Raw genomic sequence first — 23,584 nt, 5'->3', positions numbered from 1 at the left:
TGGCGTCCTTAGGAAGAGGTCGAATGGCTGGGGGAGGATCGGAGGAGCATGTGAACGTCGTCCGAAATCGGGCGACCTGCAGCGCTGCGTTCGGCGGCGAAGTCCCCTGCCATCCGGGCGAGCTCGTCATCTGCCCGTCCTTCGAGATCCGTGACCGTGTTGAGGCTGATCCCCATGAATACCAGCTTCAGCACCGCATGGCGCCAGCTGTGCTGGTCGAGATAGGCTGCCGCGAAGGGACCGACGGCGGCGGTAACGAGCCCGCTTTCATTGGTCCGCAGCGCTTCAGCTGTAAGTCGCGCTCCCGTGGAGACGACGACGTCGGGAAGCTTCGGTGAGTCTGTGGCCAGCGCGCCCAATCCCCTGAGCACGCCACGGCGTTCCGCCGAATCGCCGCCGTTGTAGAGAGTCAGCAGGATGTCGGCCAGTTCATCAGGCGAAAGGAACTCCCCAAGCCGGCCGATCAGCTGGCCACGTGCATGGTCGCTTGTGGTGCCGAACAGAACACCGGTGGGATCGGCGTCCGGACGCAGAGGGCCGTGGCCCACACGGCGGCCGGCCATGGCGAAGATCTTGGCGAGGGAGGCTGGGCTGGCAGCGATCGTCGTCGTGCTCTCCTCCAGCCAGCGTTCCGTCTCCCTCACGGCTTCGGAGTCTGACCAACCGGCACGCAGGGCATCCATACTGCGCGCTGCCAGCCCCGGAGCATCGTAGGAGTGCCGCGGCAACTCGACGGCGGCCACACCGCGGTAGTTCAGTTCGGCCAGCGTGGCGAGCGCCAGGGGCAGATCGACGGTACCTTCGCCGAACGGCAGGTGCTCGTGGGCATGCGGGCGCATGTCGTCCAGCTGAACGTTTGCCAGTAGTGGACCAGCCTGCAGGAGGGCTCCGCGCACACCGTCCGGCTCGACCACTACACAGTGACCGATATCCACGGTCACCCGCAGATTGTCCGGATCGCCCAGTTCTGCCCGAAGACGCAGCACGTCAGAGACCGTCTCGACCAGCATGCCCGGTTCGGGTTCGACGGCGAGAGTGACGTTCTTGCCGCGGGCATACTCAACGATGTCCGCGACCCGGGAAGTAAGCCGCTGCCATCCGGTTTCGGGGGTGATGTCCTCTGGAAGTACGCCGGAGAAAAAGGAGACGCATTCCGCCTGCACGGCCGCTGCAATGTCGACGGCGCGGCGGAGGAAGGCGACCCGGTTTGCGGCCTCATCGTCCACCAGCGCCGGCCGGTGCTTGTGGCGCGGATCGAGCAGGAATCGGGTGCCCGTTTCAATGACAATGCGGAGCCCCAGCTCATCGAGCTGACTGCGCAGGGACTCCAGCTGCATGTCCAGATCCTCGGCAAACGGATCCAGGTGCGGATGGCCCAGGGTCAATGCCACCGCGTCGTAGCCCAGCTCCGCGAGGAGTTCCAGCGCTATGGGAAGCGGATGGTCGGTGAAACCGTTGGTACCGTACCCCAGGCCGAAGGGCATGGCGGACGTGGTTGCTGTCATGACTCGGTGATCCTCACGTTCCCGGGACGGGAGCGCAGGACCTTGCCGAACAGGTCCACCGAAGCAAGCACTGCTGCGGCCGCCACGTTTCCGTGGCGAAGGGTGAGAGCTGCCTGCAGGGGGATCATCGCGCGGATGCCTGCTTTGGTGGCCTCGAGGGCATTCCTCGCCGCCGGGTTATGGGCAGCCCGTACCTGGGCCGGAGCGCACCGGGCGGCGTAGACGGCGGTCGCCGCGAGCACAGCAAGGAGCTGGTGACGGGGTCCCGCGGTACCGGCCAGGACGGCGCCGGCAAGCAGGCCGGTGCCGGCGGCGACGCCGGTGGCGGTCGTCGTCGTCGTTCCGTTGACTTCGCCGCGGGAAAGGAGGGTGACGGCTACAGTGTGGCCGCCCATGATGCCCGCAGCGGCAAGCGCGGGGCGCCAGTGTCCGGAACCGGCGCCCATGAGAACGTCCAGTGCACGGCAGGAACCCATGGTGAGTGCGCCCGAGACCGCATGGTTCTTGGCCAGCAGGTCGTACGTCCAGATTGAGACTGCGAGGGGAACTCCCACGGCGAAGGCGTGCCGGCCTCCACCGACCGCGCTGAGGCTCAGCCCCGCAATGGTGAGGGCCGCTGCCGCGGTGAAGGCGTTGCGGGCGCTGATCCTCCCGGAGGGAATAGGCCGCTCAGGTCGCTCGTGGGCATCGGTCTCGCGGTCGGCATAGTCATTCAGCGCCATGCCGCCCGCGTACAGGCAGGCACTTGCGAGGGGGAGGGCGATGCGGCGGCCGCTGAGTGCATGCCCCGCGGCAGAGCCGCCGGCGAGCGTATCGCCGAGAACGGTAAGAACGGCCGGCGCGCGGACCAGTTCGAGGTAGTTGTTGATCCGGCTCACTGCTGTTCGAGGCTCCCTGCGCTGGCCGCCAGCTTGGCGCTTGCCGCCTGCGCCCAATCGATGAGATCGCGTGTCTGATTGGCGAACGAGTGCTCGTCGCTGCCCCAGGGATCCTTGAAGAAGAATCCGAGTGCGCTGACGTGACCTTCTTCCCCAGAAGCATGGGCCAGGGCCATGAATCGCGCGAGGTCCAGCACCATGGGCGCTGCCAGCATGGAGTCGTAGGCGCTCCAGGTGGTCTGCAGCGTGAGCCGGGAGCCGAGGAAACCTTCAACGTTGATGTGGTCCCAGGCCACCTTGGTCTCGCCGAGGTCCTGAACGTTGTCGATGTGAAGCGGAGTGACCGCGCCTCCTGTCAGCTCCTGGAGCCCGCGGTTCTTTGACTGCAACTTCCCGGAAACGGCCTGCGGGTCAGCGAGCGTGGCGCCGTCACCGCCGCCGAGCAGGTTGGTTCCGGCCCATGAAAGGACACGGAGCCCGCGGGCGGCAAAGGCTGGGGCAAGGACGGACCGTAGCCAGGTTTGGCCCGTCTTGCCATCTTGGCCAGCGGTTGGAACATGATGCCGAGCCGCCAGTTCACGCAGTGCGGGCACGTTGAGGGCGGTTGAGGGTGTGAAACACACGTAAGGGGAGCCAGCGAGGGCGGCGGCGTAGGCGCTGACAGAGCTGGGTGGCAGCACCGAGCGTGCAGGGTCTTCCAGCGCAGCCAGCAGCAGGTCCGCGTCAGTGAACTCAGAGATCGGTTTAACCGGGGCCTCGGTCGAAGCGACATCAAGAACAATGACGCGGTTCAGGCCGTTGGACAGCTTGAAGTCCAAGATGTCTTGGGAGAGCCGGCGCGCCACCTCGGCTTGCGACCCCGATTGCGCGGGATCGTAGCCGGGCCGCACTCGACGATCAGTTTCTACAAGCTGGGAGCGGACGGATTCAAAGAGGTGAAGCTGCAGCATCCCCGAGTCAACGAGTGCCTCAGCACGCTTCGCCATGCAGACACCGCTGATGTCATGACCGCCCACCACAAAGTCTGCGAAGGCGGGAAGCTCGACAGCGTCGAAGTGCTCCTGCTCCGTGACGCATCCGGTGGCGTTCGCAAGGCCGGCGGAGATGGCCGCCAGGCCCACCGTGGCTGTCGTTGCCACGGACCCGCGGGCACCAATGAGCCAGATGCCGGTTTTGCCGTAGGAATGGGAGGCCGGTTCTGCGCTCGTGGTCACGCCCGGAGTCCTTTTGGCTGATGTACCCAATTCGATGTCCTTTCACAGTGCATTGGTGCAGGCACTTTCCGGGCAGGCTCCGTGGGGCCGCCCGGAAAGTGTGGCGCGTCAGTAGGAATAGCAGGTGAGGAAGTTGAAGCTGTCCTCGGCGAACTCGCGGGTGGCCGGGGCGCCGTCGCGCTCCACCACGTAGTACTTCACCGATCCTTGCGCGGCGTCGAGGATTGGCGCCCAGTCGATCTCGCCTTCACCGACGTCGGTCGGGGTGGCGCGCGCGTCACCGTTGAGGAAGCCGTCCTTCACGTGCAGGAGTTCAATGCGGTCGCCGTGCTCTTCGATGAGGCTGGCGACGTCGACATCTGCGTCAGCCGCCCAGAGGACGTCCAGCTGGAAAGTCACATACCGGGGATCGGTGTGCTCCACCAGGATTTCCCAGGCGCTCCTGACATCGCCGGTCTGCGGATCGGTGAACTGCGTGGTGAATTCGCCCTGATGGTTATGGACGAAGATCTTGCCGGTGCCGGCCGTCTTTGACCGTTCGCCCAAACGGTTCAGCGCATCTGCGGTTGCAAGAGTGTTCTCGAGAGTGCTGATTCCCGGCGCTGCGGATCCGCCCGAACCCATGTACTTCTGCCCGATCGTCTTCGCGTAGGCGATGGTCGCGTCGAACTGTGCCTCGTTGGTGCTGCCGTGCGACGTCGGCGTCTTCAGACCGTACTCGCCCAGCAGGTCTGCGAACTCCGTTGCGGTGCGGCCTTCGTAGGTGCCGCCGAACGGCTCCACATTCCGGTAGCCGATGTCGCTCAACTCAGCGAGGACGGCTTCGGTGCCCGCCTCACGCGTCCAACCCCAGTAGCTGAACATCTGGATGGAAATCTTGCTGGCCGGAATGCTCTTGCCTGCGCAGTCCGCTGCTGAGTTAGAGGTGGTGGAGACGGGGGCCGCGGCTGCCGGGCCGATCAGTGCTGCGGTTGCCGCAATGGCCAATGCGGCAGCCGCGGCAATTCTGCGCGTTGCTGCCCGCCGCGGTGAGCGGGCGCCGCTGGAATGGATGTCCCTGATCAAAGCTTCCTCCTTGAAGTGATGCTGCATCTGGCCGAGCCGGTCGTCCACCCTGCGGGAAACCGGCGGTGCTCGAGAGGCCTGGGTCACAAAGAACCTAACACGACTAATGACGATAAACAACGAATCTTTTGGCTTGCTCGATGTATTGCTGTCGGACCGGCGCGGTCTTAGATCGATACGGGGCTAGGTAATGCTGATTCGGGCGACAAGCGAGAACGGGGATCGCAATCGGTTCAGCAGGGAACCGCAGATGGCCACTGATTCACGCGGCTGACATTATTCGAGTTGTTTCGTCGAAATGTGTGCTGTAATTAGTCGATGAGTGACATAAGTAGCTTCAATGGCCTAGGTTCGTCCGGAGCGAGTGAGTTGTTTCAGATCCTGCGGGACGGACGCCCGCGTACGCGAACTGAACTGGCGGAAGTTTTGGGGCTGGCGCGTTCCACCATCACGCTGCGCATTGAGGCGCTCATGGAACTGGGCCTGGTCGGCTTCGTGGACGATGCCGTCTCGACCGGTGGGCGCCCCTCCTCGCGCATCGCGCTGAAGGCCGGCAGCAAGGTTGTCCTCGGCGTGGACATCGGAGCATCCCACCTGCATGTAGCCGTAACGGATCTCACCGGACACCGCTTGCGCGAGGCCGCACGCACCATTGAAATAACCCAGGGCCCCGACGTCGTACTGCAGACCGTTGTTGAACTGGGCACCAAACTGCTCCGAGATTCTGGGCGGGCAGCGACCGACCTTCTGGCCATCGGCATCGGCCTTCCGGGGCCTGTGGAGTACCGGACCGGCAGGCCCATCAATCCCCCGATCATGCCGGGCTGGAACGGCTTCGACGTTCCGGGACACTTGCAGGCTCATTTCCACGTTCCGGTTCTCGTGGATAACGATGTGAACATCATGGCGCTGGGGGAGCGCAATGTTGCATGGCCGAACGTGGACAACCTCATTTTCGTGAAAGTCGCCACCGGCATCGGCTCGGGCATTGTCTCCAGCGGCATGCTGCAGCGCGGCGCGGACGGGGTTGCCGGGGATATCGGACACATCAGGGTGCCTAGCGGGACGGGCGTTCCCTGCCACTGCGGCAATAAGGATTGCCTCGAAGCGGTCGCGTCAGGACCCGCCGTCGCAACGAAGTTACGTGCGCTCGGTATGGAGGCGAACACCAGCGAAGATGTGGTGCGGCTGGTCAGCGCGGGCAGCACGGAGGCCGTCCATGCGGTGCGTCAAGCCGGCAGGGATGTGGGTGAGGTTCTCTCCGCCTGCGTCAGCTTAATCAACCCGTCCGTCATCGTCATTGGCGGCTCCATGGCTCTGACGGGCGAGCATTTCATCGCAGGCATCCGCGAGGTAGTTTATTCGCGCACCATCCCGCTAGCGACCCAGCACCTCCAGATCGTCCAATCCAGCTCCGGGCTCGACGCCGGTGTGCTCGGCGCCAGCATGCTGGCCATTCACCATGCGATGTCCCCGCAGCGCATTGACGCCATGGTTCTGGGACTGACCGGCTCTACGGCCGGGTAGGTCAGTGACCTTCTCCGGCACCCCGTGAGTTTTGCTTGACAGGCAACAAAGCCCCGGATTAGTCTCTGATCAGAAAGCCGGTCGACGGCGACGCTACTCCGAGTATGAGGCGCCAGCGACCGGTCAGGCCGAAAGCCAACACTTTCTGTCTGGGTTTCAGGCGCGAATAAAGTGCATGAAATCGGGAATTCATGACAGTGAAAGCGTGCACCACAGCTGCATTGATGAGTTCCTGCCCTCATCGCGTCTATTACTGATCGACGGCAACGGTAGTCCGGAGCGCATGGCGAGGACGCTATGGGTGAAACAACTAACCGTGGGCGGCGTTGCCGCTTGGGCGCCGTCAGTGTCTGCCGCGAGCCCCTAACAAACCGCTGCGTCGCAGCTTCGCATGCTTCCCCTCATCAAGGCCGGTGAAGCAACGCATTCACTGCCAGGAAAGGCAACATATGTGCTTCGGATTCAATGCCCCAGGCGCCCTTCGTCGTTCGTTGGAAGAGAAGGGGGTCGATCGGCGCAGCTTCCTGCGGGGAGCAGTCGTCGCAGGCGTGGCCGCAGGTGTGGGTGTCGGCCTCGCCGGTATCGGCGGGACAGCTGCGGTCGCGGCGACGCCGGTTGCCCAGGCTGCAGGCCGGGCGGTACCCCCCGGACTGATCAGCATCCAGTTGTACACGCTACGTTCGATCATGCGCGGCGAAGGTGTGGACGCCACGCTTGCGAGCCTCGCCAAGTTCGGCTTCACCAAGGTTGAGCTCGCCGGTCTGTACGGCCGCACCGCCGGGGCGATGCGCTCCACCCTTGATTCACTGGGCATCACCCCCTCTTCGAGCCATGATGGAATCAGTGCCACTCCGGCCGCGTTGGAGACGAAGATCGCCAATGCTGTGACTCTCGGCCAGACCCACATCAACGTGCCCTACCTTGTTTCCAGCTCTGCAGATGACTGGCGCCGCTGGGCTGACCAGATGAATGCGGAGGCGGCTGTTGCCCGTGAGTCCGGCCTGAAGTACGGCTACCACAACCACGCGCATGAGTTCACCACCGACCTCGGCGGCGGCCTGACGCCGTGGGACATCTTCACCAGCCGCCTCGATCCGAAACTGGTCCACCTCGAGGTAGACCTCTACTGGGCGGTGACCGCGGGCGTGGGCGTGGGTGCGGTAGATCCTATCAAGTTCGCTATCGACACCATCCTTCAGGCTCCGCAGGAGGTCCTGCAGTACCACGTGAAGGACCGGGCCGAGGCGGGCGATTTCGCTGACCTCGGAACGGGGACAATCGACTTCGCACCCATCTTCCAGGCGCACACGCCGAAGGAGTTCATCGTCGAGAACGACCAACCGGACGTCTCGCCGCTGCAGACGGCCGAGGTGGGCTACAACTACCTGCGGACGCTCCGCTTCTAGCAAGCCCGCTCATATTCGAAGCGAAAGCCGGGCTTGCCAGCAACCGGGGAGCACAGGCCCGGCTTTCACCTTCCAGGGCCCGCCCTCCTTCGCCCTCGGAAGCGGTCTTGTTGAAGAAGACTGTCACCGGCCGCCATTGAGGCGACGCTCCAGGTGGCTGGTTAGCGACCGGGTAGTCGTCGAGGATGGCAAGCCGCTGCTGCATGTCTGTTCCATCATCCGAGGTGCGCCGCGTAATTTCGCGCACGTTTGGGATGGCGTGAGCTTCATCGTATGCCAGGGTGCCAAGACGCCGCCCTGGCTTCCTGCCCAACGCGGCGTGATAGCAATGGAAGTGATGAAATCACTTTTAAACTTTGCCGCCCTCCCGTGAGCGGACAGTTCCTGGCCAAAGTTCCCAAGGGCTGGATCCTGCTCGCTTGCATCGGACTGTTGGCGCTGAACCTCCGGGGACCCTTCGTTGCAGTCGCCCCGGTGGTTGACCTGATGCAGGCCGACCTCGGATTTACCCCCGTTATGCTGGGCCTGCTGACCAGCATCCCGGTGCTGTGCTTCGCGCTCGCCGCGTCCCTGGCGTCACTGACCACAAGGAAACTCGGCGCCGAGTTCGCCGTCTCCCTCACCATCCTTGGCGTCCTGGCAGGCGTGATTGTGCGCTCGGCAGGCGGCCCGGGGCCGGTGGTTGTGGGCACGGTGATGATCGGCGTGGCCATCACCGTAGGCAACATCGCGGTGCCGTTGATTATCCGCCGCGACTTCTCCCCCATGCGGCAGGGGACTGCCATGGGCGTCTACACGGCGGCATTAAATATCGGGTCGTTCCTGGCCTCGATGGTCACGGCGCCCCTTGCCGAGCTGGCCGGTTGGCGGGTGGCTCTGGGATCCGTGGGCATCCTGGCGGTGGTGGCCATCGTGTTCTGGACCCTCGCCGTGGGCGCCCGCACCGCGTTTGTGCCCTCCCGCGCCGTGGTGGCCGGCGGGCAGGAACACCTGGCCGTTAACGGTTCCGGCTGGATTACCGCCGGGCTCACTGCAGGCTTCGCCGGGCAGGCGTTTTCCTACTATGCAGTGACGGCGTGGCTGCCGAGCTACCTCAATGACGAGCTTCGCATGTCCGCCGCGGAGGCCGGAGCGGGTTCGTCGCTGTTCCAGATCTTCGCGATCGTTGGTGGCTTGGGAGTGCCGTTCGCGGCCAAGTATTTCAGTTCGACGACGACGGCCGTCACCGTGGGCCTGCTCTGGACGGCCGTGCCGGCCGGTCTGCTGCTGGCGCCGCAGCTGTGGTGGCTGTGGTCCACGTTCGGCGGCATTGCGCAGGGCGGCGGGATCACGCTGATCTTCATCGCCATCATCAAACTGGCCCGGGACCAGGCGTCCGCGGGCCGGATGTCCGCCACGGTCCAGGGGTTGGGCTACTGCTTTGGGGCGGTGGCCCCGCCGCTGGTCGGCTTCGTGCGCAGCGCGTCGGGGTCCTGGACCCCGGCGCTGCTCATGATACTGGGGTCTGTGCTGATGTACTTCGTTTGCACGACGCTCGCCGTGCGGCTGGTGCCGAAAGGACGCTGACGCGTCCCGCCGTCGTCGTACGTTCTCTTCCTTGCCACCCCACCCCACCCACCCAAGAGCAGCGTGAAGGGGTGTTCCGCCGCCGGGCCTGCTCCCCGGATCTCGGGGTGCCTGTTGCGAAGGGCGTGCCTGCCCGGCAGACGGAAATCTGTGCGGTTAGGGAGCTGCAGCCCTAAGCCGCGGCGAGCTCCTCTACGGTTGCCTTTTCGCGCGCTTCGTGCAGGAAACGGTCGTAGGCCGGCAGCGTCAGGAACGCCGGGAACGAGGGGCTGAGCGTGACCTCCTCGAAGATGTCCCGCGCGTCGGCGAAACGGTCCCCTTCGAAGCGTTCCAGCCTGACGAACTCCTCGTCCAGCAGGTCCTCCACCCACTCACGGGTGATGACGTCGCCCTGGTCCGTGATAGCCCGGGAGAACATCCACTGCCACAACTGCGAGCGGGAGATTTCCGCGGTGGCGGCATCCTCCATCAGGTTGTGGATGGCGACGGCGCCGTTCCCGCGAAGCCAGGACTCGATATAGCGGATGCCGACCTCGATGTTGTTCCGGATGCCCTGTTCGGTGATGGTGCCGGTGGTCGAGGCGATGTCGAGGAGTGCGCGGTCATCCGGGGTGACGTCCTCGCGGAGCCGGTCCAGCTGGTTCGGGCGCTCGCCGAGCACGCCGTCGAACACCTCGCGGCACACGGGGACCAGATCCGGGTGCGCCACCCACGAGCCGTCAAAGCCGTCGCCGGCTTCGCGGGTCTTATCCGCACGGACCTTCTCGATGGCGACCGCGTTGGCGGCTTCGTCCTTGCGGTTGGGGACGGCCGCGGCCATGCCGCCGATCGCCATGGCGCCGCGCTTGTGGCAGGCCCGGACCAGCTGTTCGGTGTAGGCGCGCATGAACGGCTGGGTCATGGTGACCTGGCTGCGGTCCGGCAGCACGAAGCGGGGTCCGCGGGTGCGGAAGTTCTTGATCACCGAGAAGATGTAGTCCCAGCGGCCCGCGTTCAGGCCCGCGGCGTGGTCGCGCAGCTCGTAGAGGATCTCCTCCATCTCGAAGGCGGCGGTGATGGTCTCGATCAGCACGGTGGCGCGGATGGTGCCCTGCGGGATGCCGAGCAGGTCCTGCGCCAGAATGAAGATGTCGTTCCACAGCCGGGCCTCGAGGTGGTTTTCGATCTTGGGCAGGTAGAAGTACGGGCCCTTGCCCTGGGCGATCAGGCGGCGGGCGTTGTGGAAGAAGTACAGGCCGAAGTCCACGATGCCGCCGGCAATCGGCGTGCCGTCGATGAGCATGTGCTTTTCCGGCAGGTGCCAGCCGCGGGGCCGGACCACGATGGTGGGCAGGTCCCCGGCCGGGCGGAGCTTGTATTCCTTGCCCTCCGGGGTGGTGAAATCGATCCGCCGTTCCAGCGCGTCCGTGAGGTTGAGCTGGCCCTGGATGACGTTGCGCCACGACGGCGTGGAGGAGTCCTCCATGTCCGCGAGCCAGACCTTGGCGCCGGAGTTCAGGGCGTTGATGGTCATCTTCTTGTCCACCGGCCCGGTGATCTCGACGCGGCGGTCCGTCAGGCCCGGAGCAGGGGGAGCGACCCGCCAGTTGGGATCGTTGCGGACGGACTCGGTTTCACGCCGGAAGCGCGGATCCTGGCCCTTGCTGATCTGCTGACGGCGTTCCTGCCGCGCCTGCAGCAGTTCCAGCCGCCGGCCCACCGTGGCCCGGTGCAGCCTGGCAACGAACGCCAGGGCATCCGGAGTAAGAACCTCGCTCTGCCGGCAAATGGGCTGTGCAGTCAACGTGACCCCGTTGATAGTGAAGTTGTCAGTGAAGCTGTTCATCTCAATCTCTCCTTGGAGAAGCAATTGTTCGACGGCGGATGGTGACGTGCGCTGGAGACGGCGGGCCGGATGCTCCGGAAGCGTGCGTAAAAGGGGCCCCATTGCCGCCCGCCGAGGCGGGTAGCGGCGAAGGCGGCAATGGGGAATAGCACGCGGAGGAGTGTTGGGTCCGCTGGCGGAGTGACCGCCGTCGTGAGTTCTAGTGGAACTGGCCTTCTTCGGTGGATCCCACCAGGGCCAGGGTGGATGCGTTCGGGTTGAGCGCGGTAGCGATGTCGTCGAAGTAGCCGGTGCCGACTTCGCGCTGGTGCTTGGTCGCGGTGTAGCCGCGGGATTCGGAGGCGAATTCCTTCTCCTGCAGCTCGACGTAGGCGCTCATGCCGTTCCGGGCGTAGCCGTGGGCGAGGTCGAACATCGAGTAGTTCAGGGCGTGGAAGCCGGCCAGGGTGATGAACTGGAACGTGAAGCCCATGGCGCCGAGTTCGCGCTGGAACTTCGCGATGGTGGCGTCGTCCAGGTGCTTGCGCCAGTTGAACGACGGGGAGCAGTTGTAGGAGAGCATCTGGTCCGGGAAGTCGGCCTTGACGGCCTCGGCGAACTTGCGGGCGAGCTCCAGGTCCGGGGTGCCCGTCTCCATCCAGATCAGGTCCGAGTACGGGGCGTAGGCCTTGGCGCGGGCGATGCAGGGTTCGATCCCGTTGCGGACCTTGTAGAAGCCCTCCGGGGTGCGCTCGCCTGTGACGAATTCCTGGTCGCGGGGATCGACGTCGGAGGTGATCAGGGTGGCTGCCTCGGCGTCGGTGCGGGCGATGACGACGGACGGGGTGCCGGCGACGTCGGCGGCCAGGCGGGCGGCGTTCAGCGTCCGGACGTGCTGCTGGGTGGGGATCAGGACCTTGCCGCCGAGGTGGCCGCACTTCTTTTCCGAGGCGAGCTGGTCCTCCCAGTGCACGCCCGAGGCGCCGGCCTGGATCATGGACTTCATCAGCTCGTAGGCGTTGAGCGGGCCGCCGAAGCCGGCCTCGGCGTCGGCGACGATCGGGACCATCCAGTCCTCGACCGTCTGGATGCCTTCGGAGAACTCGATCTGGTCCGCGCGGAGCAGGGCGTTGTTGATGCGGCGGACCACCGTGGGGACCGAGTTCGCGGGGTAGAGCGACTGGTCCGGGTAGGTGTGGCCGGAGTTGTTGGCATCGGCCGCGACCTGCCAGCCGGAAAGGTAGATGGCGCGGAGGCCGGCCTTGACCTGCTGCACGGCCTGGTTGCCGGTCAGGGCGCCCAGGGCGTTAGTGTACTTGCCTTCCTTGTGCTCCTCGGTGAGCTGTTTCCAGAGCTTCTCGGAACCGCGACGGGCCAAAGTGTGCTCTTCGGAGACACGGCCGCGGAGGCGGACGACGTCTGAGGCTGAGTAATCCCGGGTCACACCTTCCCAGCGCGGGTTGGCGGCCCACTCGAGCTCCAGGGCGGCGGCCTGCGCATTTGCTGTGTCCTGTGCGGACGGCTGCTGGGTGGGCTCAAATGCTGCAGTCATTGTTGATCTCCTTGAGTGGCCCGGGGCCGGCGTAGTCCGCGTCGCTGCGGTCCTGCCGGCTGATCCGGAGTGTGAAACTTTCCGTGAGATCTACTTTTCTTGACTTTCAAGGGGGTTTCTAGGGGAAAGGTCTGGAAAGAAATGCACTTTTTCGCGTATTCTCAAGAAATGCATCCCGCCAGTTGGAATCGCCCCGTCTCGTCGCCGTCCTCGCCCGCCGCGCCCGAGGTGGACGTCATCAGCATGGGCCGCCGGGTCCGGCACCTGCGCAAGGCCGCCGGGCTCACGCTCGATGACCTGAGCGCCGCCGTCGGAACTGCTCCGAGCCAGCTGAGCCTGATCGAAAACGGCAAGCGCGAGCCCAAACTCGGCCTCCTCCAGCAGCTCGCGGCGGCCCTTGGCGCGAGCATCGACGAGCTGCTCGGTGCCGAGCCGCCCAACCGCCGCGCAGCCCTCGAGATCGAGCTGGAACGCTACCAGCGAAGCCCCATCTACGAGTCCTTGAAACTGCCCAAAATCCGTATCAGTTCGCGGCTGCCGATGGATGTGCTGGAGTCCATGGTGGGACTGCAGCATGAGCTCGAACGCCGGCTGAACGAACAGGTCGCTACCCCTGAAGAGGCCCGCCGCGCGAACGGTGAACTGCGGGCGATGATGCGCGAGCGGAACAACTATTTTGCCGAGTACGAGGCCGAGGCGCAGAAGGTCCTCGCCTCGGTGGGGCACACCAGCGGCCCGCTGTCCCATCACGTCATCGCGGACATCGCCGGGCACCTGGGTTTCAGCCTCCACCACGTGGGTGATTTGCCGCATTCCACCCGTTCCGTGACCGATCTTAAGAACCGCCGGATTTATCTCACGCAGAACGCGCGCAGCGACCACGACCCGCGTTCCGTGCTGCTGCAGGCGCTGGGGCACTATGTCCTGGGCCACCAGACGCCCAACAACTACGGCGATTTCCTGATGCAGCGGGTGGCGACGAACTATTTCGCCGCGGCGCTTCTGCTGCCCGAGCAGGCGACCGTGGAGTTCCTGCAGAAGGCCAAACAGGCCAAGGAGATCGCCGTCGAGGACATCCGTGACGCATTCGCCGTGTCCTACGAGACGGCCGCGCACCGCTTCACCAACCTCGCCACCCAGCACCTGGACATCCGCACCCACTTCCAGAAGACGCACAAGAGCGGCATCATCTACAAGGCCTACGAGAACGACGGCGTGACGTTCCCGCAGGACCACACCGGCGCCATCGAGGGCCAGCCGTCGTGTAAGAACTGGACATCCCGGGTGGTGTTCGACGTGCCGGACAAGTTCAGCGCCTACAACCAGTACACCGACACCCCCGCCGGAACCTACTGGTGCACCGCCCGGACGGAACGCTCCGCGAACGGCGAATTCTCGCTGTCCGTCGGCGTCCCCTACGCACAGGTCAAGTGGTTCCGCGGGCGGGACACCACCGAGCGGTCCAAGTCGACGTGCCCGGACGAAAGCTGCTGCAAACGTCCGCCTGCTTCCCTGGCCTCGGACTGGGCCGGGAACGCCTGGCCGTCGGCCCGGGCCCATTCGCACCTGCTCGCCGCGATGCCGCCGGGCGCGTTCCCCGGCGTGGACGAGACCGAAGTCTACACCTTCCTGCAGGCGCACTCCGGCAGCTGAGCAAACCCTCTCTCAGATCCTGCAGGGTTTCGCCGAACGCTCTCTCATGTGATGAGAGAGCGTTTCGGTTTTAGGTGCAGGATGTGAGGGAGGGTTTTGGTTACCCGTGGAGCTCCCGGTACGCGGCAGCGGCGGCCGGGTGCAGGGGCAAACCTGCGGTGTTGATCAGCGATTCCGGGCTCAGGAACTGGACCCCCAGGCTTGAACGCGGAATGAGCTCCTCGCCATGTCCCACCAGGATTTCGACGGTCTTCTTCACCGTGCGGGCGTCCGCATCGCTCCGGCACAGGAGGAGATTCGCCACGCCCACTGTCCAGACCGCTGGAATTCCCTCGTAGGCGCCCGCCGGGATCAGCACCCGGTCGTAGAAGACGCCGTATTTGGCCCGCAGCGCCGGAAGCAGCGGGGAGAGGTCCAGGAGCCCCAGCGCGGACTCGCCGTGGGCGGCAGCAATCGCCGCAGTCGGCACGCCCCCGGACCAGAACAGCGCATCCGCGGACTCATCCTGCAGGGCCGCGAGGCCCTCGTTGAGCCCGAGGCCCAGGACTGTGACAGTCTTGGCAGACGGGTCCGTGGGGCCGGCACCAACAGCAGCGGAGCCCAGCCCGGCAGCTTCGATCAGGCGGGGAGTGGTCAGCGACGTCCCCGACCCCGGCTCACCGACAGCCACGGTCCTGCCGGCCAGTCCGGCAATGTCCCGGATGCCGCTGTCCTTCCGGACCACGCAGTGGACATAGTTCTCGTAGACCTTTCCGACGGCGGAAATTCCGACGCCGGGCGTCCCGCTTCCTGCCGCCCGCCGCGCGGCCGCTGAGTCTGACAGTGCGACGGCGAAAGTTGCCCTGCCGGACAGGAGAAATTCGAGATTATCCAGGCTGCCCCCGGTGGTCAGCGCGGTGGCTTGGTCGGCCACGCCATGTCGCTGGAGGGACTCCGCCAATAGGGCAGCGAACTCCAGGTAGAAGCCGCCCGGCTCGCCGCCGGCGACGGTAACAACGTCCGGACGGTCCTCGGGCGTGCACGCGCTTAGGCTAGGCAGAAGCAGTCCGGTCAGCCCGGCCGCCAGGCCGGCCTTGAGGGCGGTCCTCCTCGGGGGCAGGGCCCCGGCCCTGAATAAATCAGTAATCCTGGCCCACCTGTCTTTGGGCAGCCGCGGTGTGCGGAAACTCGAGGCGGGCGATCAGGCCGTGTGGCGAGGCCTCGGCAAGCAGCAGGCGGCCGCCGTTGGCCCCAGCCAGTTTGTCCACGATGGTCATGCCCAGGCCGTTGCCGCGGATCCCGCGGTTCCGGGGAGAGCGCCAGAACCGGCTCGTGGCTGCTGCCCGTTCGTCCGCGGAAAGCCCGGGGCCGTCGTCGGACACTTCGATGGCCACCGCGCCTTCATGCATGCGGGCAGCAACCGAGATGTGTGCGCCGGCCGCGTATTTAGTGGCGTTATTGATCAGTTCCGCCACCATCTGGGCCAGCTCAGCGGGGTTGCAGGCGATGTGGACGGCCGGTGTGGGCGGGCTTTGCAGCAGGATTGAGGCTCCGCTGCGCCGGGCGGCCGGTCCTGCCCGTTCGGCTTCCTCCTGGAGGATCGGGTAGGGATCAATTGGAGCCTGCACCCCACGCGAAGGGCTGCCCAGCGGACCCCGGGCAGAGTCTTCACGGGCCCTGTGCTCAGCCGCCGCCAGCCTTAGGACTCCCTCCAGGATGTCTTCCACATGCTCGAGTTCCGCCAGGACTCCGGCTGCCGCGTCATGCTGGCGGGCGGTCTGAAGTTCCAACTCAAGCAAATCGATCCTGAGCCGCAGGGCGCCGACAGGATTGCGAAGCTCGTGCGAGGTGTCCGCTATGAGTTGCCGCTGCGAATCCAGGCTGCTGCTGACGGTCCGCGCCATCGTGCTGAACGAACGGCTCAGTTCCCGCAGCTCCGGTGGTCCGTCGTCCGGAAGCTGGCCAGTCCGGCCCGTTGCCGCAAGTTCCGTCACTGCCGAGTTCAGGCGATGGACTGGACGCAGCACCCACCCGGTCACTCGGGCCGCACCCAGGAGGAGCAGCGCAGCGAGCGCGGCGGCCGCCAACCCGACGACGAGCCACCGTTCCCGCAGTTGCTGCCGGGCCGCCTCCAGGTTCACCTCGAGGACCACCTCCCCAAGGACCTGGCTGGCACTGCCGAAGGACCGGGACACCACCTCGGACGCCGGGCCGAACGGCTGAAGCGGGGCAAGCGTGGTGTCGCTGAGGTTCAGGCTCGCCCTGGCCACCGCGTCGCGGACGTCCGCCCTGTCCTCGCTCAGGCCGCCCGAGTGCACGGTAACCTGCTGGAGACGGATCAGGACCCCCTCCTCGTAGAGTTCGGAGTATCTGTCCATCTCCGCCTGCAGCTGTGCGGATTCGCCGGCAGTCGCGGCGTCGAAAGCAACCTGCGCGAACCGGTTGAGCGCGGCGACGCGGTTGATCTGGAGTTCCTGCGTCAGTTCCCGGCTGACTGACGTCAGGATGGCGGTGGAGCCGAAGACCACGATGAGAACGGACAGCACGCTCAGGATGCCGAGGACACGCAGCTTCACGCCGGCTCCGCCTCAATCCGGTAGCCGACGCCGCGGACGTTGATGATGAAGCCTGGCACTTGGAGTTTTGCCCGCAACCCCGTCAGGTGCACGTCCAGGGCCCGGGACGATGCGACGAAAGCATCTCCCCACAGCGCGTCCAGGATCTGTTCCCGGGTCACCACCGAGCCCGCGTGACCGGCCAGCAGCGCGAGAAGGTCGAACTCGGTGGCCGTCAACGGCAACTTTTCTGAGGCGCGTGTTGCTACGCGTCTTTCGAGGTCGATCTCAACGTCGCCCAGCACGATGTTCCGTTGCGGCGTGCCGGGGTGGCGGCCGGCACGCCGGGTGACAGCTTCGATGCGGGCAAGCAGCTCGACCAGCTTCACGGGCTTGACCAGGTAGTCGTCGGCTCCGGACCTCAGGCCAAGCACCACACTGCGTTCGTCGTCGCGTGCGGTGAGGATCAGGATCGGAACCGGGGTGACCTGGCGAAGCTTCCGCAATACGTCCAGGCCATCCACATCGGGAAGCCCCAGGTCCAGCAGGATCACCCCGAACTTCCGGTGCACCAGCAGGGCGTCAGCCCCGCGGGCAACCCGGGTGGGGTTGTGCCCCGCGGACACAACCGCTGCGGCCAGCGCGGACGCCATGGCGTCGTCGTCCTCGACGATCAGCAATTCCATGGTCCGGTCCCTTTTCGTTGACTGGGCACCTGCAATCTGCCCGCTTTGGAGATTACCCTTTCCCCGGTCGAAACCTAAGGAAGTGTTAGGAAATGCCCTCCCACGTTGGTTGTGCTGTGGCTCACGCATAGCTTTGATAATGCCCTCGGCGTTTGATGGGGGCCGTCAACGTCGAGGAGGAACCATGGGCAAAGTTGCCGTGGACAGCAAGGAACTACGCCAGGAACCAGTAGCGCCGCCGCTAAGGAAGGTTCAGCGATGAGCACCCAGCAAGCCGAAATCCAGAATGAGTCAGCCCAGACCCGCAAAGCCGTAAGCAACATTCTCAAAGGCTCTGCCGGCAACCTCGTGGAGTGGTACGACCTCTACGTCTACACGGTCTTCGCGGCGTATTTCCAGTCGCATTTCTTCAATTCCCAGGACGACCTGCAGGCCGGCCTCGAGGCAATGGCCGTCTTCGCTACGTCATTCCTGATGCGCCCGGTCGGCGCCTGGTTCTTCGGCCGCTATGCGGACCGCAAGGGACGCAAGGCGGCGCTGACGCTCAGCGTGACGATCATGTCCGCCGGGTCCTTCGCCATCGCCATCCTGCCGACGACCCAGCAGATCGGTGTCTGGGCGCTGGTTCTGCTGATCCTGGTGCGGCTGGTCCAAGGCTTCTCCGTGGGCGGCGAATACGGCACCAGCGCCACCTACATGTCCGAGGCCGCCACCTCCAGACGCCGCGGATTCTTCTCCAGCTTCCAGTACGTCACCCTGATCGGCGGCCAGATGCTGGCCCTGCTGGTTCTCGTCATCCTGCAGAACGTCCTGCCCAAGGGCGACCTGACCGAGTGGGGCTGGCGCATCCCGTTCGCGATCGGCGGCGTCGCCGCGCTCGTGGTCCTATGGCTGCGGCGCTCGATGGAAGAAACCGTGTCGGCCGAGCAGGTCGAGGCCGCCAAGGTTCCCGCCGCGGCCGGCGTTGCACAGCCCGGCACCATGAGGCTGCTGTTCACCCAGTACTGGAAGCCGCTGCTGATCTGCATCGGCGTCACCCTCGGCGGCACCGTGGCGTTCTACACGTACACCAACTTCATCCTGAAGTTCATGAACGATACCTCCGGAATCGCCAAGACCGACACCTCCGTGATCAACTTCTGGGCACTGTTCATCTTCATGCTGCTCCAGCCGGTCTACGGCATCATCTCGGACAAGGTCGGGCGCAGGCCGCTGCTCCTGTGGTTCGGCATCACCGGCGTCCTGTTCACCTGGCCGCTGCTGTCCACCCTGGCCGGCACCAAGGATCCGTTCACGGCCTTCCTGCTGATGTTGGGCGGCCTGCTGATCGTCGGCGGCTACACCTCCATCAACGCCCTCGTGAAGGCCGAACTGTTCCCCGCCTCCATCCGTGCCCTCGGCGTGGGCCTGGGTTATGCCATTGCCAACTCGCTCTTCGGCGGTACGGTTCCGCTGCTCGGTGCCGCGTTCCAGAAGGCCGAGCGCGTGGACCTGTTCTTCACCTACGTCACCGTCGCCATCGCGATCTCGCTCCTGGTGTACATCTTCGCGCTGAAGAACAAGAAGGCCACGCACCTGGACCGCGAGCAGGGCCACGCCTGGGAGCCCGGGGCCGACGCTGGCGACGCGGGCATCGCTGGCCGCACCGACGATGACAAGGACCTCGTCGGCGCCTCGCGCCGATAGGTCGCCGGGCCGTTTCGACGGTTCCCTGCCCCCACGACGCTTAGAGTCGATCCGCCGGGAACCGTCGAAATGGGGGGGTACGACGGCATGGGGTACGACGGCGGGTGGCCGACCGCGGGACTTGGGTTCCGGCAGCTGGCCGCCCGCCGTCGTCGTTAACTCCTGGCGCTCTCCCGGCGCCTCCGGGGTGAGAGAATGGAGGGCGGTTCCGGCGGTCGTTCCGCCGGGAGCGCCCAGTGTTAATACAGCCGGCTGCCCTGGCCTCGTCCGCCACGCGGATCCGGGGCGTCCGAGCGAACCACTACGAACGGACCACCCATGTCTTCCGCCCAGACTTTCCCGGCTCCGGCGCCGCCTAAATTCGCCTCGATCGGTTCCCCGTACTTCAGTATCACGCTGGCCATCATGGCCGTGGTGCTGATCCTGTCCAACATCGGGGCGTCCAAGGGCGTGGCGATCGGCCCGATCATCACCGACGGGGGCTTCTTCCTCTTCCCGCTGGCCTACATCCTGGGCGACGTCATCAGCGAGGTCTACGGCTTCAAGGTGGCACGGAGGGCCATCGCCACCACGTTCGCGCTGTCCGTCTTCGCGTCGGTCTGCTACTGGATCATCATTGCCCTGCCCGGGTTCGACGACGAGTTCGGGGCTTCCAAGCAGGCAGCCCTCGAGGGTGCGCTCGGCCCGGTCCCGCAGATCGTGCTCGCCTCGCTGCTCGCGTTCCTGGCCGGCCAGACCATCAACTCCTGGATCCTGGTGAAGATGAAGGCACGCACGGGGGAGAAGTCCCTGTGGGCGCGCATCATGGGTTCCTCCGTGGCCGGCGAATTCGTAGACACCCTGATTTTCTGCAGCATCGCCGCGTCCGTGATCGGAATCAGCGACTTCGGCAGCTTCGCGAACTACGTCCTCGTGGGCTTCCTATACAAGACGATGGTGGAGTTCCTGTTCGTCCCGGTCACTTCGGCCGTGATCGGCTGGATCAAGAGGCGCGAGCCGAGCTACGGGGCCTGACCCGACGTCGACCCGGCCGGGCCTGGTTCACCCACCCGCCCGGGTTCGCCCACCCGCCCGGGTTCGTCCACCCGCCCGGTTCGCCGGAATCGTGCGACTTCGCCGCAAACTTCCGGCGACGCTGCGGGGTTCCAGCGAATTCGGCCTAAGGTTGGGAGCGGCCAGCCAAGGCGCGCAGCAAGCGGTTCTTGAATTCCTCTTCCCGGAATAGGTCCTTCCACTCGATGCGCAGGAATCGCCAGCCCATTTCCATGAGAGCCTTTTCCCGCCTTCGTTCCTCGAAGAGCACCTCGGGGGTTGGCTCGTAGTCGAAGTACTTGGTCTTGCCGTCGAATTCGAGAGCCACCTTTTCTTCCTTCCACGCGAAATCGAGGCGGTGCCTTCCCACCCGGGTTGTGACCTCGACCTGCGGCTCAGGCGCCTTAATCCGAAGCCGCAGGATCAGCTCCCGGGTGAGGGTTTCGCCAGGCGATTCCGAACTACGGTCAGCAGTTTCGAGTACACGACGGAACGTCCTTATGCCGCGGCGCCCGTCCAGCGAATCCGCCATGGCCTGCATCGCGCCCGAATCCGCCCCGAGTCGAAGGGCATGGTCCATAACGATCAGGGCCTTCCGATAGGGCAGCATCATGGCGCAGTCCGCGGCCGTTCTCTCCAGCGAAGTTGCCCGCAGCCCGCGCACCAGGGTTACCTCGTGGTCGGCGAACGGGCGTGTATGGCAGCGGACATCCTTGCCGTGGCGCTCATTCGATGGCCGCACCGGCTGTGTGAGGTGGATGAGATTGTCCACGTCCCAGAGATACAGGCCATGCAGCCGTGCAGCAGAGGTGTGGCTATAGACGAAGCCCCCGGTCGACGTCGTCCGGGTGCCGTGCGCGTGCGCGAAGATCCGTTGGCGGCTGCGGACAATCTGGGACTGGGCGTTCCAGAGGCTGGCCCGGAGGTAGCAGCCGTAGCGCAGCCGGACCAGAGCCCCGTTGTCCAGGAGCGATTTGATGGCACGGGAGCCATAGCCGAGGTCCAACAGTTGCTCGGTGCGCCACATGTTGCCCGTACCAGGCAGTTCCAGGAAGTCGTGTTTCGCCATGCCACAAGCCTCACGCGCCCGATTAGCTCCCGGGAGGTACCGCCGTCGTTATGTGGAAAACGCGACGTCGCCGGACAGCTGCGGGATCGCCGTAGATTTCCGGCGACCCGACGTGCTTCCGGCGACTTCGACGATCCGAAGAGTTTCGAGAGCGCGTCCACCCACCCTGCGGGAAGCGGCCCGGCCCGGGTTCGCCGGAAAGCCCCGGGTTCGCCGGAAAGCCGCAAATCTTCCGGCGACCCTGCAGGGCTCCGGCGAGTTCGGCGGGAGCCTGACGACTCCGCAGGGCTCCGGCGAGTTCGGCGGGAGGGTGCCCGGGCCTAGGAGTAGTACTGCGCCAGGGTCTCGGCCTTGAACTCGAAGAAGTTGCCGGCCTCGATGGCGAGGCGGGCGTCGTCGACCAGCTTTACGACGAAGCGCTCGTTGTGGATCGAGATCAGGGTTGCGGAGACCATCTCCTTGGCCTTGAACAGGTGGTGGATGTAGGCCCGGGAGTAGTTCAGGCAGGCGTAGCAGTCGCAGCCTTCCTGCAGCGGGCCGAAGTCGCGCTTGTACCTGGCGCCGGAGAGGTTATACCGCCCGGTCGGGTGGTAGAAGGCCGAATTGCGGGCCACCCTGGTGGGGGAGACACAGTCGAAGGTATCCGCGCCGTTTTCGATGGCCGTGAAAATGTCGTCCGGTTCGGAGATGCCGAGCAGGTGCCGCGGCTTGTTCTCCGGCAGCTCCTCGTTGCACCAGCGCACGATCGTGCCCAGGTTCTCCTTCTCCAGGGCCCCGCCGATGCCGAAGCCGTCGAAGTTCATCGCGCCGAGATCCCGGCAGGCCTTGCGCCGCAGGTCCTCGTACTGGGCGCCCTGGATCACGCCGAACAATGCCTGGTACGGTTTGCCGGCGCGCTCCGACGTGAGCCGGAAGTGTTCCGTGATGCAACGCTCGGCCCAGCGGCGGGTCCGTTCCAGGGATTCCTCCTGGTAGCCGCGGGAGTTCTGCAGCGTGGTCAGCTCGTCGAAGGCGAACATGATGTCGGCGCCGATCTGGTGCTGGACGTTCATGGAGATCTCGGGGCTGAAACGGTGCCGGTCCCCGTTGAGGTGGCTCTTGAACCAGACGCCCTCCTCGTCGACGTGTGCCAAGCGTTCCTTGCCGGGTGCCACGGCGTCGTCGGGGACGGCGGTATCCGCAACTGGCGCAGTCTTCATATCGATGACCTTCTTGAAGCCCGAGCCCAGGCTCATCACCTGGAACCCGCCGGAATCCGTGAAGGTGGGGCCCCGCCAGTTCATGAACGCGCCCAGCCCGCCCGCCTCGTCCAGGATTTCCGCGCCCGGCTGCAGATACAGATGGTAGGCGTTGGCGAGCACGGCCTGCGCCCCCAGCTCTGCGATGGATTCCGGCAACACCGACTTCACCGTGGCCTTGGTGCCCACCGCGATGAACGCGGGCGTCTGGATCTCTCCGTGCGGCGTGGTGATGGTGCCCGTGCGGCCCAGGAACGGCCCGCCGTTTTCGGCCAGCTGAGCGGACGACGGCGAGCAGCTTTCGCTCAGGCGTTTGCCGACCCGGAAGGAAAACTCGGATTGCCGGGCGGGCTGGAGCGGCGGCGCGGCTGGTTCAGGAATGGCTGGCACCGTTCAAGTCTGCCAGCTGACAGCCGGCAACCCTTAGTGCAGCGGGTCGGATGTGGGGTAGTTCTCAGCCCGCCATGTGTCCCAGTACTTCCGAACTTCCTCCAGCCGGTGGGCCCCCAGATCGTAGGTGGAGACGATCACGAGGGAACCGCCGTCGGGCCGGATGTCCGGGATGGACGGCTGGTCCGCTACGATCACGAGTCCCTCGCCGTGCTCGGCGTAGTGGTGGACCGTCAGGCCCACCTGATGGTTGCTCCGGAACCACACCCTGCCGGAGATCTCCTCGCCGGTGTCTAGGGTAAGCGAATATGGTTCGCCCGGGGCCGGCACATCGTTGACGCCCAGCTTTTCGATGACCGAACCCTCGGTGCCGGGAACGGAGAAGAAGATGGTGCGGCGCTTTCCGTGGGGATGCCGTTCCAGGGCAAAGCGGAGCTGCTGAAGGAAGGTCAGCCAGCCCTGGGTGATGTCCTCATCCCATGCGGCCCACTCGGAATTGTGGTCGACCGCGGCCCGGGTGACGCTGACCTCGGTACCGGTCGGGACCGGTTTCAGCGTGAAGACGTCCCCGCCGTCGACCACGAGGGAGGTGTGGTCCGCGCCTTCGACCACATTGGGGCTGAAGTAGATCTCATTGATCTCGGCGGCCTGATCATCAGCTTGCCAGCCGTGCCACTGTGCCACCTTGGACGGTTCGCGCAGCATCGTCCAGACCTGCTGCGCGTCGGAGTTGATCACAACGCTCAGATTGTTCGTCATGGGGCGAATCTACAACGCCC

18 protein-coding genes are annotated in these 23,584 nt (G+C 65.4%); 6 read left to right on the top strand and 12 right to left on the bottom strand.

The annotated features are described in order from the left end of the window. Positions 1-8 precede the first annotated feature (8 nt). From QFZ69_RS18500 to QFZ69_RS18485, 4 genes are all read right to left on the bottom strand, one after another. Positions 9-1,505 (bottom strand): TIM barrel protein, encoded by a 1,497-nt coding sequence (locus QFZ69_RS18500; RefSeq protein ID WP_306913460.1) that lies wholly within the window; start codon positions 1,503-1,505, stop codon positions 9-11. Further along, on the bottom strand, positions 1,502-2,383 hold the full coding sequence (locus tag QFZ69_RS18495) for an SCO3242 family prenyltransferase (RefSeq protein WP_306913458.1): 882 nt from the start codon (positions 2,381-2,383) through the stop codon (positions 1,502-1,504). The genes QFZ69_RS18500 and QFZ69_RS18495 overlap by 4 nt, the downstream gene beginning before the upstream one ends. Further along, a complete protein-coding gene (locus QFZ69_RS18490) occupies positions 2,380-3,597 on the bottom strand; it encodes an inositol-3-phosphate synthase (RefSeq protein WP_306913456.1) in 1,218 nt (405 codons plus the stop codon). Before QFZ69_RS18490 ends, QFZ69_RS18495 begins: the two co-directional genes overlap by 4 nt. Positions 3,598-3,705: 108 nt before the next feature. Then, positions 3,706-4,749 (bottom strand): sugar phosphate isomerase/epimerase, encoded by a 1,044-nt coding sequence (locus QFZ69_RS18485; protein WP_307000330.1) that lies wholly within the window; start codon positions 4,747-4,749, stop codon positions 3,706-3,708. 231 nt (positions 4,750-4,980) lie between these two features. Between QFZ69_RS18485 and QFZ69_RS18480 the strand changes: the two genes are divergently transcribed. From QFZ69_RS18480 to QFZ69_RS18470, 3 genes are all read left to right on the top strand, one after another. Next, a complete protein-coding gene (locus QFZ69_RS18480; RefSeq protein ID WP_306913452.1) occupies positions 4,981-6,189 on the top strand; it encodes an ROK family transcriptional regulator in 1,209 nt (402 codons plus the stop codon). A 491-nt stretch (positions 6,190-6,680) separates the two neighbouring features. Beyond that, positions 6,681-7,595 carry a sugar phosphate isomerase/epimerase gene (locus QFZ69_RS18475; RefSeq protein ID WP_307000326.1) on the top strand — a complete coding sequence of 305 codons (915 nt, stop codon included), beginning with the start codon at positions 6,681-6,683 and terminating at the stop codon, positions 7,593-7,595. Positions 7,596-7,964: 369 nt separating this feature from the next. Then, positions 7,965-9,161 (top strand): CynX/NimT family MFS transporter, encoded by a 1,197-nt coding sequence (locus QFZ69_RS18470; RefSeq protein ID WP_306913448.1) that lies wholly within the window; start codon positions 7,965-7,967, stop codon positions 9,159-9,161. 172 nt (positions 9,162-9,333) lie between these two features. Here QFZ69_RS18470 and aceB read toward each other — a convergent pair whose 3' ends face one another. Together aceB and aceA are read right to left on the bottom strand one after the other, a co-directional pair. Beyond that, the gene (gene aceB / locus QFZ69_RS18465; RefSeq protein ID WP_306913446.1) at positions 9,334-10,986 is read right to left on the bottom strand and encodes a malate synthase A; all 1,653 of its coding nucleotides are present in this window, start codon (positions 10,984-10,986) and stop codon (positions 9,334-9,336) included. A gap of 199 nt (positions 10,987-11,185) precedes the next feature. Next, positions 11,186-12,517: an isocitrate lyase gene (gene aceA, locus QFZ69_RS18460; protein WP_306913444.1), complete on the bottom strand. Its 1,332-nt coding sequence runs from the start codon at positions 12,515-12,517 to the stop codon at positions 11,186-11,188. 141 nt (positions 12,518-12,658) lie between these two features. Here aceA and QFZ69_RS18455 point away from each other — a divergent pair, with 141 nt between their 5' ends. Further along, positions 12,659-14,170 (top strand): helix-turn-helix transcriptional regulator, encoded by a 1,512-nt coding sequence (locus QFZ69_RS18455; protein WP_306913442.1) that lies wholly within the window; start codon positions 12,659-12,661, stop codon positions 14,168-14,170. A 100-nt stretch (positions 14,171-14,270) separates the two neighbouring features. Here QFZ69_RS18455 and QFZ69_RS18450 read toward each other — a convergent pair whose 3' ends face one another. Genes QFZ69_RS18450 through QFZ69_RS18440 form a run of 3 tightly spaced genes read right to left on the bottom strand, consistent with a single transcriptional unit; the run spans position 14,271 to position 17,390 of the window. Further along, complete coding sequence (locus QFZ69_RS18450; protein WP_306919498.1) at positions 14,271-15,236, bottom strand: TAXI family TRAP transporter solute-binding subunit; 966 nt, start codon at positions 15,234-15,236, stop codon at positions 14,271-14,273. A gap of 52 nt (positions 15,237-15,288) precedes the next feature. Then, positions 15,289-16,725 (bottom strand): HAMP domain-containing sensor histidine kinase, encoded by a 1,437-nt coding sequence (locus QFZ69_RS18445; protein WP_306913441.1) that lies wholly within the window; start codon positions 16,723-16,725, stop codon positions 15,289-15,291. Then, entirely contained in the window at positions 16,722-17,390 is a 669-nt protein-coding gene (locus tag QFZ69_RS18440) for a response regulator transcription factor (RefSeq protein ID WP_306913440.1), read from the bottom strand. The genes QFZ69_RS18445 and QFZ69_RS18440 overlap by 4 nt, the downstream gene beginning before the upstream one ends. 258 nt (positions 17,391-17,648) lie before the next feature. Here QFZ69_RS18440 and QFZ69_RS18435 point away from each other — a divergent pair, with 258 nt between their 5' ends. Both QFZ69_RS18435 and QFZ69_RS18430 read left to right on the top strand, forming a co-directional pair. Next, complete coding sequence (locus tag QFZ69_RS18435; protein ID WP_306913439.1) at positions 17,649-19,076, top strand: MFS transporter; 1,428 nt, start codon at positions 17,649-17,651, stop codon at positions 19,074-19,076. A gap of 318 nt (positions 19,077-19,394) precedes the next feature. Continuing rightward, positions 19,395-20,090 carry a queuosine precursor transporter gene (locus tag QFZ69_RS18430; protein ID WP_306913437.1) on the top strand — a complete coding sequence of 232 codons (696 nt, stop codon included), beginning with the start codon at positions 19,395-19,397 and terminating at the stop codon, positions 20,088-20,090. 145 nt (positions 20,091-20,235) lie between these two features. Here QFZ69_RS18430 and QFZ69_RS18425 read toward each other — a convergent pair whose 3' ends face one another. The 3 genes from QFZ69_RS18425 to QFZ69_RS18415 form a co-directional block, all read right to left on the bottom strand. Then, positions 20,236-21,177, bottom strand: a complete 942-nt coding sequence (locus QFZ69_RS18425) for a hypothetical protein (RefSeq protein WP_306913435.1) — start codon at positions 21,175-21,177, stop codon at positions 20,236-20,238. Positions 21,178-21,497: 320 nt separating this feature from the next. After that, a complete protein-coding gene (gene tgt, locus QFZ69_RS18420; protein WP_306913433.1) occupies positions 21,498-22,805 on the bottom strand; it encodes a tRNA guanosine(34) transglycosylase Tgt in 1,308 nt (435 codons plus the stop codon). Between the two features lie 33 nt (positions 22,806-22,838). Continuing rightward, positions 22,839-23,564 carry an SRPBCC domain-containing protein gene (locus QFZ69_RS18415; RefSeq protein ID WP_306913431.1) on the bottom strand — a complete coding sequence of 242 codons (726 nt, stop codon included), beginning with the start codon at positions 23,562-23,564 and terminating at the stop codon, positions 22,839-22,841. Positions 23,565-23,584: the final 20 nt, after the last annotated feature.

It is taken from the genome of Arthrobacter sp. V1I7, assembly GCF_030817015.1.
Classification (GTDB): Bacteria; Actinomycetota; Actinomycetes; order Actinomycetales; family Micrococcaceae; genus Arthrobacter.
This window is presented reverse-complemented; position numbering and strand designations above follow the sequence as displayed.